Annotated in this window: 15 protein-coding genes and 1 pseudogene; 10 read left to right on the top strand and 6 right to left on the bottom strand. The window is 64.3% G+C overall.

The window, feature by feature from the left end; translation table 11 throughout:
* Nucleotides 1-2: 2 nt before the first annotated feature.
* The gene (locus ACUXH0_RS13460; RefSeq protein ID WP_182594151.1) at nucleotides 3-1,199 is read left to right on the top strand and encodes a benzoate/H(+) symporter BenE family transporter; all 1,197 of its coding nucleotides are present in this window, start codon (nucleotides 3-5) and stop codon (nucleotides 1,197-1,199) included.
* Between the two features lie 67 nt (nucleotides 1,200-1,266).
* Here the strand turns inward: ACUXH0_RS13460 and ACUXH0_RS13455 are convergent, their stop codons facing one another.
* Nucleotides 1,267-1,428, bottom strand: a complete 162-nt coding sequence (locus ACUXH0_RS13455) for a hypothetical protein (protein ID WP_012435510.1) — start codon at nucleotides 1,426-1,428, stop codon at nucleotides 1,267-1,269.
* 385 nt (nucleotides 1,429-1,813) lie between these two features.
* Between ACUXH0_RS13455 and bioA the strand changes: the two genes are divergently transcribed.
* The 5 genes from bioA (at nucleotide 1,814) to ACUXH0_RS13430 (ending at nucleotide 6,418) form a co-directional block, all read left to right on the top strand.
* Nucleotides 1,814-3,229: an adenosylmethionine--8-amino-7-oxononanoate transaminase gene (gene bioA, locus ACUXH0_RS13450; RefSeq protein WP_182594152.1), complete on the top strand. Its 1,416-nt coding sequence runs from the start codon at nucleotides 1,814-1,816 to the stop codon at nucleotides 3,227-3,229.
* Nucleotides 3,216-4,463: an 8-amino-7-oxononanoate synthase gene (bioF, locus tag ACUXH0_RS13445; RefSeq protein ID WP_182594153.1), complete on the top strand. Its 1,248-nt coding sequence runs from the start codon at nucleotides 3,216-3,218 to the stop codon at nucleotides 4,461-4,463. Before bioA ends, bioF begins: the two co-directional genes overlap by 14 nt.
* A 1-nt stretch (nucleotide 4,464) precedes the next feature.
* Nucleotides 4,465-5,172, top strand: coding sequence for a dethiobiotin synthase (gene bioD, locus ACUXH0_RS13440; protein ID WP_182594154.1), 708 nt, complete (start codon nucleotides 4,465-4,467; stop codon nucleotides 5,170-5,172).
* A 37-nt stretch (nucleotides 5,173-5,209) separates the two neighbouring features.
* On the top strand, nucleotides 5,210-5,728 hold the full coding sequence (locus tag ACUXH0_RS13435; protein WP_182594155.1) for a hypothetical protein: 519 nt from the start codon (nucleotides 5,210-5,212) through the stop codon (nucleotides 5,726-5,728).
* Nucleotides 5,729-5,893: 165 nt separating this feature from the next.
* Complete coding sequence (locus tag ACUXH0_RS13430) at nucleotides 5,894-6,418, top strand: hypothetical protein (protein ID WP_004626852.1); 525 nt, start codon at nucleotides 5,894-5,896, stop codon at nucleotides 6,416-6,418.
* A 95-nt stretch (nucleotides 6,419-6,513) separates the two neighbouring features.
* Here ACUXH0_RS13430 and ACUXH0_RS13425 read toward each other — a convergent pair whose 3' ends face one another.
* The 4 genes from ACUXH0_RS13425 to ACUXH0_RS13410 form a co-directional block, all read right to left on the bottom strand.
* Entirely contained in the window at nucleotides 6,514-6,723 is a 210-nt protein-coding gene (locus ACUXH0_RS13425; RefSeq protein WP_004626853.1) for a DUF1653 domain-containing protein, read from the bottom strand.
* 7 nt (nucleotides 6,724-6,730) lie between these two features.
* Nucleotides 6,731-7,078: a hypothetical protein gene (locus ACUXH0_RS13420; RefSeq protein ID WP_004626854.1), complete on the bottom strand. Its 348-nt coding sequence runs from the start codon at nucleotides 7,076-7,078 to the stop codon at nucleotides 6,731-6,733.
* Between the two features lie 82 nt (nucleotides 7,079-7,160).
* Nucleotides 7,161-8,156 carry a hydroxymethylglutaryl-CoA lyase gene (locus tag ACUXH0_RS13415; protein ID WP_182594156.1) on the bottom strand — a complete coding sequence of 332 codons (996 nt, stop codon included), beginning with the start codon at nucleotides 8,154-8,156 and terminating at the stop codon, nucleotides 7,161-7,163.
* Between the two features lie 85 nt (nucleotides 8,157-8,241).
* A complete protein-coding gene (locus tag ACUXH0_RS13410; RefSeq protein ID WP_024972907.1) occupies nucleotides 8,242-9,141 on the bottom strand; it encodes a LysR family transcriptional regulator in 900 nt (299 codons plus the stop codon).
* Between the two features lie 155 nt (nucleotides 9,142-9,296).
* Here ACUXH0_RS13410 and ACUXH0_RS13405 point away from each other — a divergent pair, with 155 nt between their 5' ends.
* Genes ACUXH0_RS13405 through ACUXH0_RS13390 form a run of 4 tightly spaced genes read left to right on the top strand, consistent with a single transcriptional unit; the run spans nucleotide 9,297 to nucleotide 13,987 of the window.
* Nucleotides 9,297-10,502: a CaiB/BaiF CoA transferase family protein gene (locus tag ACUXH0_RS13405; RefSeq protein ID WP_004626857.1), complete on the top strand. Its 1,206-nt coding sequence runs from the start codon at nucleotides 9,297-9,299 to the stop codon at nucleotides 10,500-10,502.
* Nucleotides 10,503-10,516: 14 nt separating this feature from the next.
* Nucleotides 10,517-11,959 carry a 3-isopropylmalate dehydratase large subunit gene (gene leuC, locus ACUXH0_RS13400; RefSeq protein WP_009238149.1) on the top strand — a complete coding sequence of 481 codons (1,443 nt, stop codon included), beginning with the start codon at nucleotides 10,517-10,519 and terminating at the stop codon, nucleotides 11,957-11,959.
* Nucleotides 11,946-12,593, top strand: coding sequence for a 3-isopropylmalate dehydratase small subunit (gene leuD / locus ACUXH0_RS13395; RefSeq protein ID WP_004626859.1), 648 nt, complete (start codon nucleotides 11,946-11,948; stop codon nucleotides 12,591-12,593). Before leuC ends, leuD begins: the two co-directional genes overlap by 14 nt.
* 56 nt (nucleotides 12,594-12,649) lie before the next feature.
* On the top strand, nucleotides 12,650-13,987 hold the full coding sequence (locus tag ACUXH0_RS13390) for an MFS transporter (protein WP_012761973.1): 1,338 nt from the start codon (nucleotides 12,650-12,652) through the stop codon (nucleotides 13,985-13,987).
* 243 nt (nucleotides 13,988-14,230) lie between these two features.
* Here the strand turns inward: ACUXH0_RS13390 and ACUXH0_RS13385 are convergent.
* Nucleotides 14,231-14,353: pseudogene (locus ACUXH0_RS13385) on the bottom strand (DEAD/DEAH box helicase); the annotation flags it as partial.
* Nucleotides 14,354-15,521: the final 1,168 nt, after the last annotated feature.

Here is a 15,521-nt window from a genome sequence, read left to right as displayed (position 1 = left end):
CGATGCATCCATCGAGCACGCAAACGGCCTCGCGCGGGGCGCTGTCCGATTGGTCCCTCTCGGCCGTCGCGGCGGGGTTCCTGGCCGTGCTGATTTCGTATGCGGGGCCGCTGGTCATCTTCTTCCAGGCGGCGCAGGCCGCGCATGTGCCGGATGCGATGGTGGCGTCGTGGGTCTGGGCGATCTCCATTGGCGCGGCGGTGTCCGGCATCTACGCGAGCTGGCGGTGGAAAGCCCCGGTGGTAACGGCGTGGTCGGCGCCGGGGACGGCGTTGCTGGTATCGCTGTTCCCGGGGCTGTCGCTCAATGAAGCGGTGGGGGCGTACATCACGGCGGCCGTCGTCATTCTGTTGATCGGCGTGTCGGGCACGTTCGACCGGCTCATGCGGCTGATTCCCAAGGGCATCGCCGCGGGCATGATGGCGGGCATCCTGTTCCAGTTCGGTACCCACGCGTTTGCCGCGGCTTCTGCCATGCCGGTGCTGGCGTTTTCCATGATCGCCATCTACGTGGTGGGCCGGCGCTGGTGGCCGCGCTACTGCATCGTCGTGGTATTGCTGGCCGGGATTGCGCTGGCAATGACCCTGAGGCTGACGCATTTCGACGGTGTCACGCTGGAATTCACCCATCCGGTCTTCATCGCCCCACACTGGGCCCTGAGTTCGACGCTGAGCCTGGCCATCCCGCTCGTCGTCGTCAGCCTCACGGGGCAGTTTTTGCCCGGCATGGCGGTGCTGCGCGGCTCCGGGTACGACATCCCGGCCAAGCCGATCATGACGGCCACCAGCGTGGCATCGATCAGCGTGGCGTTTTTCGGCGGCATCACCATCGTGATCGCCGCGATCACTGCCGCGTTGTGCACTGGCAAGGATGCACATGACGACCCGTCCAGGCGCTACGTGGCCGGTATCGCCAACGGAGTGTTCTACCTGATTGGCGGCACGTTTGCGGGTGCCATCGTGATGCTGTTTGCGGCGCTGCCCAAGCCGTTCGTGGCCATCCTGGCCGGGCTGGCGCTGATTGGCGCTATCGCCTCGAACGTGATGGGGGCGATCGAAGATGGCGAGCACCGGGAGGCGTCGATCATCACCTTCCTGGCGACGGCGTCCGGGTTGACGCTGTTCGGGTTGGGCTCGGCATTCTGGGGAATTGTGATCGGCTCGGCGGCGGCGCTTGTCTTGAGGCCGGCGCAGCGATAGCGCGCTCCAAAACAAAAACGGCGCCAATGCGCCGTTTTGTCATGTGTGCCGTGATGGCGTACCTGTCTTAGCCCAGGTACGAGCCCGACTTGCCAACCACTTCAGCGTACACCAGGTTGTTATCCCAACCTTTGCGGAAATAGTTGAACACTGCGCGCAGCAGCGACGGGCGACGAGTGGCTTGGGCTTGGCCGGCGAACTTCGGGGTGTAATAGGCTTGCTGGATCATGATGTTTTCTCTCAGTGCGTTGTCTAGGGTTTTCCCGAGTATAGGGTTATCCCTGGGACGGAGCAATGAAGCAAGCCGTACTTTCAGTACATTCTGAATATCACGCGCGACTGATATGGCGCCACAGCAAGGCCGGGAGGGAAAAGGCGCCTCATAAGCCACAAAAATCGCGCCTCGCAAAAATTTTTTCCCTGCGAGATCGAAGCAGGACACGGCACATCTGCGGATAAAGCGATCATCATCGTGCATTGGCAATGATTTCGCCGACAAAATGCGTCGATCTGTCCGCTTGTCGTTTGATCCGCAAGGCACCTACCATACGCCGCCATGTGCCGGTTCCGCTTTGCAGCATGATGCGGGCCGGTGTTGTTGACTGGAGGTTCGTATGGCGTATCCCCCCATTCCTGTGCCGGCTGCCGGCGCGCAAGGTGCCTGCTCGGCCAACACGGCGTGGCAGGCGCGCAGCCGCGCGGCCGTCTGGCATCCGTGCACGCAGAACGCACGGCTCGATGCCATGCCGCCGCTGCCGATCGCGCGCGGCCAGGGCCCGTGGCTGATCGACTTTGACGGCAAGCGCTACCTGGACGGCACCAGCTCGTGGTGGGTCAACCTGTTCGGCCACGCCAATCCGCATATCAACGCCGCCCTCAAGACGCAGCTCGATTCGCTGGAGCACGTCATGCTGGCGGGCGCCACACATCGCCCGGCTGTGGAGTTGGCCGAGCGCCTGATCGATCTGACGGGCGGCGTGCTGGGCCACAGCTTCTTCGGCTCAGACGGCGCCTCTGCCGTGGAAATTGCGCTCAAGATGAGCTTCCACGCGCATCGGAATGCAGGGCGGGGCGCCCGCAATCGCTTTATCTGCCTGGAACACGGCTACCACGGTGAAACGCTCGGCGCGCTGGGCGTGACCGATGTTGCGGTCTTCCGCGATGCGTATGACCCGCTGATCCTGCAGTCGCACCGCGTGCCATCGCCCGACGCACGTCTGGTCGGCCCCGGCGAAACCGCCGCTGATGTGGCCGACCGCGCCTTGGCCGCACTGCGCGATTGCCTCGTCGCCAACGCGGGCACCATCGCCGCCGTCATCATCGAGCCGCTGGTGCAGTGCGCGGCCGGCATGGCCATGCACGACGTGAGCTATCTACGCGGCGTGCGTGCGCTGTGCGACGAGTTTGGCGTGCATTGGATTGCAGATGAAATTGCCGTTGGCTGCGGCCGCACCGGTACATTCTTCGCATGCGAGCAGGCTGGCGTGTGGCCGGACCTGCTTTGCCTGTCCAAGGGCATCAGCGGGGGGTATCTGCCGCTGTCGATCGTGCTCTCGCGCGATGTCATCTACAACGCGTTCAACGACGATGCGCCGGTACGCAGCTTCCTGCATTCGCATTCGTATACCGGCAACCCGCTGGCGTGCCGCGCGGCACTGGCCACGCTCGATCTGTTTGCTGAAGAAGACGTCTTTGCGCGCAATCGCGTAACCGCGGCACGCATCGCTCAGGGCCTGGCGTCACTGTCGCACGATGCGCGTTTTGCCCATCTGCGCCAGACCGGGATGATCACCGCGTTCGACGTGCACCCGGACGTGGCCGGTGCACGCTTTGCCGAGCGCTTTGCGCTCACGGCGCGCACGCACGGGCTGCTGCTGCGCCCGATCGGCAACACCGTCTATCTGCTGCCGCCATATGTGCTGAGCGATGAAGAGACCGACACGCTGGTCGAACGCACGCTGCAGACGCTTGAAGACACGCTGGCCCAAGCCACGGGCGAAACAGAGGGACACACCTATGCGATTGCTTGACGACCTGCAGGCGGGCCTAGCTGCTATCGACGCCGCGCACCTGCGCCGCGTGCGCCGCACCGCGTACAGCCCGACCGACCGCAGCCAGCGCATCAGCGTGCCCGGTGAAGCGCCGCGCGACATTCTCGGCTTTTGCGGCAACGATTATCTCGGCCTGGCAGCGCATCCGGCCTTGGCCGAGGCGATGACGCAGGGCACACAGCAATATGGCTTCGGCAGCGGCGCATCGCACCTGGTCAGCGGCCATTCGATCGCGCACGCGCGGCTGGAAGCACGCATGGCTGCGCTGCAAGGCGAACACATTCCCGAGGCGGATGCGCTGTTCTTCTGCACGGGCTACATGGCCAATCTGGCCGTGGTGAGTGCCATGGCGCAGGCTGGCGGCATCCGGCCGGCGGAGGAATGCACGATCTTTTCCGATGCGCTGAACCACGCTTCGCTCATCGACGGTGCGCGGTTGTCGCGGGCGCCGATCAAGGTCTATCCGCACGTCGACCTCGCTGCGCTGGAAGCGCTTCTGGCCGCGAGCACCAGTCGCAACAAGCTGATCGTCACGGATGGCGTGTTCAGCATGGATGGCGACATCGCACCGCTGCCCGAACTGCTTGCGCTGGCCGAACGCTACGACGCCTGGCTGATCGTGGACGACGCCCATGGTCTGGGCGTGCTGGGCGAGAACGGTGCGGGTGTGCTGTCTCATTTCGGGCTGCACTCACAGCGCATCATCTATGTCGGCACGTTCGGCAAGGCTGCCGGCGGCTCGGGCGCGGCCATCGTCGGACATCGGCTGGTGATTGACTGGCTGGTGCAGCGCGCACGCACGTACATCTTCACAACGGCCACGCCGCCGGGCATTGCGTGTGCGGTGGAAGCGGCATTGGACTTGATCGCAAGCGAGGAGGGGGATGAACGCCGCGCCCGCCTCGACCGCCACATCGCCGTGTGGACTTCGCACGCGCAGCGATTGGCTGCACGTTTCGGCTGGCAGTGGATGCCATCGCCAACGGCCATCCAGCCGATCGTGATCGGCGAGAACGCGCCCGCTTTGGCGCTGGCCGCCGCCCTCGAACACGAAGGCATCCGCATCGCCGCGATTCGCCCGCCGACGGTGCCTGCAGGAACGGCACGCTTGCGCATCACGCTGTCAGCGGCACATACCGATGCAGACATCGAACGGCTTGCGCAGGCGCTAGAAGCGGCCGGCCAATCGCTGCAGCCGGCCAAGGCAGCCTGATATGCCCGCACGCTTCGATTGCTTTGTCACCGGCACCGATACGGAGATCGGCAAGACGCTCGTCAGCGCGGTATTGCTGACCCGGCTCGCCGACGCTGGCTACCGTGCCGCGGGCCTCAAGCCGATTGCGGCAGGCACGCTGGCGGGCGCGCCCACGCGCACCAACGAAGACGTCGAGCAACTGCGCGCCGCCGCGTCAGTCAATCTGCCGCTCGACACCGTTTGCCCATGGTTGCTCGACGCGCCGATGTCTCCGCATTTGGCTGCCGCGCGCGAAGGCGTGACGATCACGCTGCCGCCGATTCTCGATGCGTTTGCACACGCCAGATCGTTGGCGGATGCCGTTGTGGTGGAGGGTGTTGGAGGTTTCCGCGTGCCGCTGTCGGACGACTTTGATACGGCTGAGATGGCCGTGGCGTTGGGCTTGCCGGTGGTGCTGGTTGTCGGGTTGCGCCTAGGCTGCCTGAATCACGCCGCCCTTACTGCCGAGGCGATTGCCGCGCGCGGGCTGCATCTGGCCGGCTGGGTCGGCAACGTGGTCGACCCGTCCATGGCGGGGCTTGACGACAATGTCGCCACGCTGCGCCGCTGGATCAACGCACCGCATCTGGGCACGATTCCGCGATTGCCGCACGCCGATGCGCGGCTGGCCGCGGCCCACGTCGACATCGCGCCGCTACTCGCGCGCACTGCTGAAACGCGGCGGTAAACTACGCGCTTCACTCAGTGCAACAGGGACCATTGTGATGCGGGCGATGCGTTGGCTGGCGGTAGCGATTGTCGTGGCGGCGACGGCAGGATGTGCAGTATTGGAGTCCCCCGTCACCAAGGGGCAGCGGCTGGTGGGTGCGGACGAGCCCGCCGTGCAGGCGCAATTCGGGCCGCCGCGCGAAACCTATCCGCTCGATGGCGGCACCCGCTGGCTCTATCCGACCAAACCGTACGGGCAGTTCACCTACGCGGCCGACTTTGATGCCGGCGGCAAGCTCGTCGCCTTCAAGCAAGTCCTGAGCAGCCTCGAGTTTGCCCAGGCCAAGATCGGCGTCTGGACCCGCGATGACGTGCTGCGACATTTCGGCCAGCCGGTCGAAACCGCGTATTTCCCACGCATGGACCGGCTGGTCTGGTCGTACCGCTTCAAGGCGGACGACGTCTGGCCGTCGCTGATGCATTTCTACTTCGACTCCGCCGGCGTCCTGCAACTCACGCAGATTACGCCCGACCCGCTCTACGATCCCGACCGCCCGCGACTGTTCCGCCGATAGTGGGCCGACAGTTGAGGTAGCGCAATCCGATTGTGCGCTCAGGGTTCCTCCTGCATTGCGCGCATTGCGCGGCGACCTAAGCTAGAGGGCAGGGGAGGCAGACGCCGCCGGCGCTTGCCGAAAGCAACCGTCATCAGAACGGACGCGCATTGTTGGGGGTGCATCATGCTGACGCATCGCTGGGTCGACATCGACCCGATCGCAGCGGGCCAACATCCGCTGTACGGCATTGCCGGATGGCTGCCGTGGGTGCTGGCCATCGCCATCGCGGGGCCAACGTGGGTGTTCTGGCAGGGGCTGTCGATGGATGCGCTGCAACTGGCAGGCGCCGATCTATTTAATGCCAACGCGCCTGGCAGCGGGGCGATCAACCTGACTACGCTGCTTTATCTGATTTCCTGCGTGACGGTCCTGGTGCTGGCCACCACGCACGACAGCGCGTTCCGGCCGGCCATGCTTGTGCACATGGCGCTGCTGCCGCCGCTGATCGGACTGATGCTCATGGCCGGCGGCGTTCCAGGGGCGCGTTCAACTCTCATCGACGGCGTTGCCGTTGCGGTGGCACTGACGCTGACGTGCGGCGTCTACGTGCAGGTCTCGCGGCGCGTACGCATCACCTTCGAATTTCGCGACCGGGCGCCGGGCGAGCATGCCTGGTTCAAGCGCCAGAAACGGGCCGCGCCGGGTTGATGGCCGTTGCGCGCCGCCCAAGCACCGCTGCGGTTGCGCCAATACGTAAAACGGGCTCGAAGGCCCGCTCGCAAGGAGACGGTTTCCGCCAGCATTCAGTCCATCAGCGCGAAGCGCGGCACTTGCCGGCCGTCGACTTCAACCATCTCGTGGAACATCGTCGATGGCCGTGTCCAAATCGTGCCGTTGGCGGCGCGATAGACCGTCATCCTGATGGCGGGATCCGGCTCGTATGTGGCCTCGCACAGCCATTCGTATTCGCCGCCCTTGTAGTGACGGTAGCGGCGCGTTGGCGTGTTCTGCATGGCAGCTTCAGTGTTGGGTGGGCTTGTCTTCTTCGTCGACGTAGGGCACGTGCTTGCCCTCTTGCGTCTGCGCGCCGAGCTTGGCGTCTTCCATGGCGTCCTTGTACGCTAGCATGGCGGCGGCCACGGCTTCGGGCTCGCCGTTGAACGAGATCACGCTCTCGCCGCAGTTCGGACATTCGCCGCCGAAAATGGCGTGGATGCCGGGCATGTCGCGCGGCTCCATGCCTTCAAATTCGGTAAAGGCGGTCTGACAGGCACCGCAGACCAGCTTTTCAGGACGCAGCGCGTCCAGCCGGGCGTGCGCCTGAGAAATGCGGTCGGCCTGAGAGCCGCGTCGTTTGGCTTCGCCCATGGTGTCCTCCTGTATTCAAATGATCACAGGCGGGATCATACCGAACGGCACGGAACCCATGACGACCGGCCCGTCAAGAAACTCAAGCCGGTGCTTTCGACAGGGCGTGCTGCCGGGCCGTCTCAACATAGTCCGGCGTGGGGTGCAGATCGTGGGTGCGTCCGGCCTTGGCGACCTGACCGTTGGTGTCATGACCGATGAGGCCCGGCAGCAGCCGCGAAGCCTCCAGCAGGGCGCCAAGGTTGGTGCCAGTGTCGTAGTTCAGGAGTTCAAGCATATGCACCATGTCCTCGGTGCAGACGTTGCCCGAGGCACCGGGCGCGTAGGGGCAGCCTCCCAGGCCGCCGAGCGCGCCATCGAAGCGATCGACTCCCGCCTGCAGCGCGGCCAGCACGTTGGCAAGTGCCATGCCGCGCGTGTTGTGCAAGTGCACGGTCAGCGTGGTCTGGGGGAACGCCAGCCGGAATGCACTGCACAGCGCGAACACCTGGCTGGGCCAGGCCATGCCGGTGGTGTCGCACAGCGTGATGCCGCCGATGCCCGCTTCGACGGCCCGTGCCGCCCAGGTCAGCACGGTGTCAGTGGGGATCTGGCCTTCCATCGGACAGCCGAACGCGCATGAGAGCGAAAGGTTGAGCGACGTGCGGCTCGAACGGACTGCCGCCGCGACCTGCGCAGCCTGCTGGAACGACTGCCCCGGCGTCATGCGCAGGTTGGCGAGGTTGTGCGTTTCGCTTACCGACATCACGAGGTTCAACTCGTCGACATCGCAGTCCACCGCACGTTCGGCGCCTCGCGTATTCGGCACGAGCGCGGCGTAAGTGACGCCGGGCACGCGCGCGATACCGCGCATCACGTCTTCCGCGTCGGCCAGCGTCGGGATGGCCTTGGGCGAGGTGAACGAGGTGACTTCGATCTTGCTCAGCCCGCATTGGCTCAGCCGGTCGACAAGCGCGATCTTGTCTTGGGTCGGAACCATGCGCGGTTCAATCTGAAAGCCGTCGCGCGTGGCGACTTCCTGGATGAACACCCTTTTCCCTTGACCGTTGAGTACCACTGCGTTCCCCGTGCTGGACATGTTGGAACTGCAGTGTGTTGCGCAGGCAGCCAGCGCGCAATTGAAGAATCAGGACGTGAGCCTTCTCCGAACCAGATGGCTCGCGCTAGTTTTCTTCGCTGGCCTGGGATACCAGATGGTCGATCAGCAGCCGGGCCGGCACCGGCAGCGCCGCGTAGCCCCGCGTGATGACGGACAGTGGGCGCTGTGCCCACGTCTCATCCAGCTCGACCATGCGCAGGGTGCTGTTGCGCAGATAGGGCTTGACACTGGCCTTGGGCAGCAGGCCGATGCCAAGGCCCGCCGCCACCATGTTGCGCAGCCCCTCGAAGCTGGTCACCTGGATGCGGATCTTGTGCTGCTTGCCGGCCTGCTCGGCGCTCTGCGCGCAGAGCGTGGAGATTGACGCGCCCAGCGGCATGCTCACGTAGTCATAGTCCAGGGTATCGGCAAAGCGCAGGTGGCGCGCCGCGCCGATCGGGTGGTCGTGCGGCACGATCAGCACGAGCCTATCAACGTGATACGGTCGTACTTCCAGCCCCGGTGCCGCTTCCGGCTGGCTGCAGATGCCGATGTCAGCGGTGCCCGCTTCGACCGAGCGCAGGACCTGGCTGCTGCTTTTCTCCATCAGGTCGATCTTCACGTCGGGGTTGATCGACAGGAACGAGGACAGGTCGCCCGGCAGGTACTGGACCATGGTCGAAAAGTTGACGTGCATGCGCACGTGCCCCCGCACGCCCTGGGCGTACTCGCTCATTTCCGACGAGATTTCCTGCATCTGATCGATCAGGCGCTTGGCCCGGTAGTACAACGCCGAGCCCGCCGGGGTGGGCTCCACGCCACGGCTGTGCCGATAGAGCAGGGCGGTGCCGGCGTCGTTTTCCAGCTCCGCAATGCGTCGGCTGATGGCCGAAGGCACGATGTGCTGCCGCTCGGAAGCCGCCGCCAGGCTGCCTTCCTCGATTACCGAGACCAATACCTGCAGCGATTCCAGATCGAAACGCATGGTCGTCCATTCCCCCTTCGTGTTGAAGCCTTCTCCTTTGGAGATGGCTCGCTTGATTATTTAGCGTTTTTTGGTCTGGCGAGAAGTGTCCATGATGCATTCATCGAGCGCGGCAATGTTGTGCGCTGCACGATATGGAGTAAAGAGGAGACAACATGGCACAGCCAGATCAACCCTTGCCGCTGCAAGGCATCAAGGTGATCGAGTTGGGGTCGCTGATCGCCGGCCCTTATGCCGGCACGCTGCTGGCCCAGTTCGGCGCCGAGGTCATCAAGATCGAGACCCCGGTCAACGGCGACCCGCTGCGCAAATGGCGCAAGCTGCACGATGGCACATCCCTGTGGTGGTATTCGCAGAGCCGGAACAAGAAATCGGTCACGCTCAACCTCAAGTCGGAACGCGCGCAGCAGATCGTCCGCGATCTGGTGAAAGATGCCGACGTCGTGATCGAGAACTTCCGCCCGGGTCTGATGGAAAGCTGGGGACTGGGCTGGGAGCAACTCTCGGCCATCAACCCGAAGCTGGTGATGGTGCGCATTTCGGGTTACGGGCAGAGCGGCCCGTACCGCGAGCGGCCCGGATTTGCCGCGATTGCCGAGTCGATGGGTGGCCTGCGCTACCTGTCTGGCTACGCCGATCGGCCTCCGGTACGCGTGGGCGTGAGCCTGGGCGATTCGCTGGCGTCCCTCTACGGCGTGATTGGCGCGCTGCTGGCCATGCATCACGTCAAGGCCAATCGCGGCACCGGGCAGTTCATCGACGTGGCGCTGTACGAAGCGGTGTTCGGGATCATGGAAAGCCTGATCCCCGAGTATGCGATGTTCGAGCACGTGCGCGAGCGCACCGGTTCAAGCCTGCCGGGCATTTCGCCCTCCAACACCTACCTGTGTGCCGACGGCAACTACGTGATCATCGCGGGCAACGGCGACGGCATCTTCAAGCGCCTGATGCAGGCCATCGGCCTGCCGGAGTTTGCGGAGGACGCGCGCTTTGCCGATAACGCCAAGCGCGTGCAGCACAACGATCTGCTCGACGGGGTGATCGGCGAATGGACCGCGCGTCATCCGATCGACGCTGTGCTGCAGGTGCTGGAGCAAGCCGATGTGCCGAGCGGGCGCATCTATACCGCCGCCGACATCGCACGCGATCCGCAATATGCGGCGCGTGGCATGATCGAGCGCCACACCTTGCCCGATGGCCAGCCTATCGACTTGCCGGGCATCGTGCCCAAGCTGTCCGCCACGCCGGGCAGCACGCGCTGGGTCGGCCCCGAACTGGGTGAGCACACCGACGAGGTGCTGCACGCGCTCGGACTCGACGCTGCCGCGCTCGACAGCCTGCGCGCCGAAGGCATCATCTGACAGCGGGATCGCACATGACACCTCAGACCTTGTTCGCAAAGCTGTGGCAACGCCACGCCGTGCGTGATACCGACGATGGCCACACGCTGCTTTACATCGACCTGCATCTGGTCAATGAAGTGACCAGCCCGCAGGCGTTCGAAGGACTGCGCATCAGCCGGTTGCACCCGTGGCGGCCCGCCTCAGTGCTGGCCACCGAAGACCATAACGTGCCGACCGCCAACCGCGCCGCCGGCATTACCGATGACATCGCGCGGCGTCAGGTCGAGGCGCTGCGCAGCAACTGCGCGCGCTTCGGCATTACCGAATACCCGATGCAGGACGCGCGTCAGGGCATCCTGCACGTGATCGGGCCGGAGCAGGGGGCCACGCTGCCAGGCATGACGATCGTCTGCGGCGATTCACATACCACCACGCACGGCGCATTCGCCACGCTGGCATTCGGTATCGGGACGTCCGAAATCGAACACGTGCTGGCCACGCAATGCCTGATCGTCAAAAAGATGAAGACGATGCGCGTGCTGGTGGAGGGCGACCTGTCGCCCGGCGTGACTTCCAAGGACGTGGCGCTTGCGCTGATCGGCCGTATCGGCACCGCGGGCGCCACCGGGTATGCCATCGAATTTGCCGGCTCGGCCATCTCTGCGATGAGCATGGATGCACGCATGACCCTGTGCAACATGGTCATCGAAGCCGGAGCACGCTGCGGCATGGTCGCCGTGGATGACAAAACCATCAACTACCTTCGCGGGCGGGCGCGTGCGCCGCAGGGCGCGCAATGGGACGCCGCGCAGGCTTACTGGCGCACGCTGCGCAGCGATGAAGGGGCGCAGTTCGATCGGACTATCGCACTCGACGCGACCACGATTCGCCCACACGTCACCTGGGGCACCTCGCCCGAGATGGTGGTCACCATCGACGGCCGTGTGCCCGACCCGGCCGAGGAAAGCGACCCCATCAAGCGGCAAGGCATCACCCGGGCGCTTACCTACATGGGACTCGAGCCGGGCACGCCGCTGCGCGACATCGCACTCGACAAGATTTTCATCGGCTCGTGCACGAATGCACGTATCGAAGATCTGCGTGCCGCGGCGCGTGTGGTGGCCGGCAAGCACGTTGCGGCCAACATCGTGCAGGCGCTTGTGGTGCCGGGCTCCGGACTGGTCAAACGCCAGGCCGAGGCCGAAGGGCTCGACCGCATCTTCGTCGATGCCGGTTTTGAATGGCGCGACCCGGGGTGTTCGATGTGCCTGGGCATGAACGACGACCGCCTGCAGCCGGGCGAGCGCTGCGCGTCAACGTCCAATCGCAATTTTGAAGGGCGGCAGGGCGCTGGCGGGCGCACCCATCTGGTCAGCCCGCCAATGGCGGCTGCCGCAGCAATCGCGGGGCATTTCGTTGCCGTCAGCGAACTTGGCGCCGATGTTTTGGGGAGGAACAACGATGCAGGCTTTTGATTCGATTGACGGACTGGTGGTGCCGCTTGACCGCGCCAATATCGACACCGACGCCATCCTGCCAAAGCAATACCTGAAGATGATCGGCAAGACCGGTTTTGGGCCTTACCTGTTCGACGAGTGGCGCTATCAGGACCGCGGTGAACCGGAGCAGGATTGCTCGACGCGCCCGCGCGTGCCGGATTTTCCGCTCAATCAGGCCCGCTATGAGGGCGCGCAGATCCTGCTGGCGCGCGAGAACTTCGGTTGCGGCTCCAGCCGCGAGCATGCGCCGTGGGCGCTCCGGGATTGGGGCATCCGCGCGCTCATCGCCCCGAGCTTTGCCGAGATATTCCATGGCAATTGCTTCAAGAACGGGCTGCTGCCGATCGTGCTGGACACCGACGTGGTAGACCGCCTGTTCGGGGCCGTCGCACGCACGCCCGGCTATCGGCTGCAGGTCGACCTGGCGGGGCAGTCGGTAACGACGCCGGACGGCAACGTGTACCGCTTCGACATCGACCCGTTCCGAAAAGACTGCCTGCTGCGCGGGCTCGATGAAATCGGCCTGACGCTGCAGCACCGCAGCGCCATCGCCGCATTCGAGCAGGCGCGCCGCACCGCGGAACCCTGGCTATTCAACTCACCAGCATAAGCCGGCACAACACACAAAAAGCAGCCGCATATCCCTATCTTCCAAAGGAGACAACGATGGAAACCCAACAAGCGGTCGCTGCCGGCAAGCCCTGGCATGCAGACCTGACCCCCACGCACTGGCGCGTGCTGACCGGCAGCTTTCTGGGCTGGATTTTCGACGGCTACGAAGCCTTCGCGCTCGTCGTCGTGCTATTCCCGATGCTGCATTCGCTGCTCACACCCGCACAGCTGGCGACGCCGGCCCTCTACGCCGGCATCGTCATCGGCGTGACTCTGCTCGGCTGGGGGATCGGCGGCCTGGTGGGCGGCGTGATGGCGGACTATGTCGGGCGCAAGCGGATGATGCTGTGGTCGATCTTTCTGTACGCGCTGTTCTCGGGCCTGACCACGTTCTCGCAGACGTTTGTGCAGTTGTGCGCGCTGCGCTTCATCACCGGTCTGGCGATGGGCAGCGAATGGAGCACGGGCATCTCCCTGCTTGCCGAAACCTGGCCGGAAAAGGCGCGCGCCAAGGGCGCCGGCTTCCTGCAATCCGGTTTTGGCTGGGGCACGCTGATTGCTGCGCTGATCTGGTTTGGTCTGTCGTCGTCGCTCCCGATGGGCCAGGAAACCTGGCGGCTGATGTTTGCCCTCGGCGCACTGCCCGCGTTCTTCGTGCTGTACATCCGCCGCGGTGTCGAGGAGTCGGAAAAATGGAAGCAGGCCGTGCGTGAAAAGCGCTGGAGCGCCACCGGCGCGGCAGGCAAGGGCGGCAGCGACAAGCGGCCCTTCACGCTGTCCCAGTTGTTCCGCGAACCGGAGGCTCGTCGCCGTACGTTCGTCACGCTGCTGCTTTCGGTGGTCACCACCGTCGGCTGGTGGGCGATCTCGAGCTGGCTGCCGACCTTCACCATCGGACTCGCCAAGGAACAAGGCCTGGCCAACCCGGCCGGCTGGGGCTCGAAGATCACGATTCTTTACACGGTTGGCGCCATTGTTGCCTACATGGCCGCCGGCTTCATCATCGACGCCATTGGCCGCCGCCGCTTCCTGTTCCTGACGTTCCTGGGCTCATTGGCGACGACCTACGTGACCTACGCGATGACGACCTCGGTTGAATCGATGTCCGTCGTCGCGCCCATCAACGGCTTCTTCACGCTGGGCTGCGCCTATGTGTGGATGGCGATCTATCCGGCAGAGCTGTTCAGCTCGACCGTACGCTCGACCGCGTGCAGTTTCGTCTTCAATGCTGCGCGCCTGATCGCCTGGGTGTTCCCGATCATCGCCGGCTCGTTGATCCACTCGTTCGGTGGCGTCGCCAATGCGGCACTGGCGCTTGGCTCTGTCTACGTCCTCGGGCTTGTATTGCCGTGGTTCCTGCCGGAAACGCAGGGGGAAGGTCTACCACACTAAGCGCCCATCCCTACGGCACTTTGGCTGCGCGGCGATATCGCCGCGCTTTTTTTTGAGAAGAGAAGGGGATTGAGCCCGCTGCCGACACGCACTGAGGCTCAGGGATGTGCCGGGGTGCCGAGCGACGCTGCCGTGCTTCGACGTGCCATCTGCGTCGTCAAACGCTGCGGCCGCGTACCGGCGTCATTCGTCCATCAGCCGAACCCTGACCTTCTTGCCCTTCAACGTGTCGGCGTTGAGCTTGCGCAGCGCGTCGAGCCGTGCGAGCAGGGCCAGCGCAAACGCAGCGGTTTTGCCGCTGCCCGTTTTTGCCTGCGCGATCAGATCGTGGTCGGCAGGGGCGATCGGCAGGCTTGCGGCCTGAATATAACTGCGCGCGCCGCATAGCGCACAGCGGAACAGCGGCCTTTGGCCCTCATCCTTGATGACGACGTCGGACAGCTCCCACTGCGTGCCGCAGCTCTGGTTTTTGCTCGTGTCTTTTATTTAACATAATGCAAATTATGCGACCCAAGACTCACTAAAAGTGGGGCAAGGCGTGCTCCAACACGTTCCTGCCCCTGACCACAAACAATCTGTATCGGAGATTGGCTATGGCTGGTTCAAAGTCTATCGGAGATGCGCTTAGAAGGCTGGATTCTGCGGCCGCGGCGGCGGAATCTTTCCTTCAAATTTTTTCACAGATCAATCAGGCTGACCTTGGGCAGTGGGCACATATTGTGTCTGTTTCCTGCTACTTGGCCGACTCTGTAGCGCATGCTCGGGAAGGTTTGGAGGTGGCTCTTGGGGAAAATATTTCCTTTTGCCCTGAGTTGATTGTGGAGGTGTCGAGTGGCTCATGACCCTTCCCGCAAATGGGCTGTGCACGCTGAATGGTGTTACGAGCGTGCCGGTTATCCCCTTAGGGCACTTTGTCGCTTTCTCTGTACGCATCAAAAGACCATTAAGGCGTGGGATGAAGGGCTTCGTCCTGTTCCTCATTGGGCTCCGCAGGTGCTGCGTCTGCGTCGAGTTGAGGCTGCGTCGTGGCTGCGGCAGTTGAGGCGTCCTGATCCGCGCAATGAGGGGCCTGCTCGCTGGGCTGGTGCCGATGCCGTTAATGAGGCCGGAGGCGATCATGCAGCGCGTCAATAAAGCGGCTTGGGCCCAGGGCTATGACGCAGGCTGGCGTGGCGAGGTCCGGAATTGCCCGTTCTTGGTCGATGGCGTTCTCGCGCTGTCTTGGCAGATTGGCTATGTGGAGGGGCGCCAGTGCCGGTCTTGGCGGCGGCATCGCGATCAGGTGCCGGGGGTATGGGGGCGGTAGCGCCCCATGCAGGCCTGCTGCGTTCGTTTGCAGGCGCCCTCCTTTGCGGCTGGTGCTTGTGGGGTGCCGTAGCGGTATCCGCGCTCTGCAAGCCGCCTTTGCTGCCGTGTTGGTCTGGCTGCGCTGTGCTCTTTGGTAAGCAAGTGTGGGAGATGCAAAGTGGGCGGCGTCGCGCCCGCCCTGCCGTCGCCCGCAGCGCAGCGAGGACGCGCAGGGCGGCGCGCAGCG

The sequence above is a fragment of the Ralstonia sp. 110700041-2 genome (assembly GCF_056280165.1).
Note: the sequence above shows the minus strand (reverse complement) of the source record. Positions and strands in the feature narration are given on the sequence as shown.

Excerpts from the sequence above, each read along its gene's own strand:
- ACUXH0_RS13460 (WP_182594151.1), top strand. The coding sequence starts at position 3 with ATGCATCCATCGAGCACGCAAACGGCCTCGCGCGGGGCGCTGTCCGAT.
- ACUXH0_RS13455 (WP_012435510.1), bottom strand. The coding sequence starts at position 1,428 with ATGATCCAGCAAGCCTATTACACCCCGAAGTTCGCCGGCCAAGCCCAA.
- bioA (WP_182594152.1), top strand. The coding sequence starts at position 1,814 with ATGGCGTATCCCCCCATTCCTGTGCCGGCTGCCGGCGCGCAAGGTGCC.
- bioF (WP_182594153.1), top strand. The coding sequence starts at position 3,216 with ATGCGATTGCTTGACGACCTGCAGGCGGGCCTAGCTGCTATCGACGCC.
- bioD (WP_182594154.1), top strand. The coding sequence starts at position 4,465 with ATGCCCGCACGCTTCGATTGCTTTGTCACCGGCACCGATACGGAGATC.
- ACUXH0_RS13435 (WP_182594155.1), top strand. The coding sequence starts at position 5,210 with ATGCGGGCGATGCGTTGGCTGGCGGTAGCGATTGTCGTGGCGGCGACG.
- ACUXH0_RS13430 (WP_004626852.1), top strand. The coding sequence starts at position 5,894 with ATGCTGACGCATCGCTGGGTCGACATCGACCCGATCGCAGCGGGCCAA.
- ACUXH0_RS13425 (WP_004626853.1), bottom strand. The coding sequence starts at position 6,723 with ATGCAGAACACGCCAACGCGCCGCTACCGTCACTACAAGGGCGGCGAA.
- ACUXH0_RS13420 (WP_004626854.1), bottom strand. The coding sequence starts at position 7,078 with ATGGGCGAAGCCAAACGACGCGGCTCTCAGGCCGACCGCATTTCTCAG.
- ACUXH0_RS13415 (WP_182594156.1), bottom strand. The coding sequence starts at position 8,156 with ATGTCCAGCACGGGGAACGCAGTGGTACTCAACGGTCAAGGGAAAAGG.
- ACUXH0_RS13410 (WP_024972907.1), bottom strand. The coding sequence starts at position 9,141 with ATGCGTTTCGATCTGGAATCGCTGCAGGTATTGGTCTCGGTAATCGAG.
- ACUXH0_RS13405 (WP_004626857.1), top strand. The coding sequence starts at position 9,297 with ATGGCACAGCCAGATCAACCCTTGCCGCTGCAAGGCATCAAGGTGATC.
- leuC (WP_009238149.1), top strand. The coding sequence starts at position 10,517 with ATGACACCTCAGACCTTGTTCGCAAAGCTGTGGCAACGCCACGCCGTG.
- leuD (WP_004626859.1), top strand. The coding sequence starts at position 11,946 with ATGCAGGCTTTTGATTCGATTGACGGACTGGTGGTGCCGCTTGACCGC.
- ACUXH0_RS13390 (WP_012761973.1), top strand. The coding sequence starts at position 12,650 with ATGGAAACCCAACAAGCGGTCGCTGCCGGCAAGCCCTGGCATGCAGAC.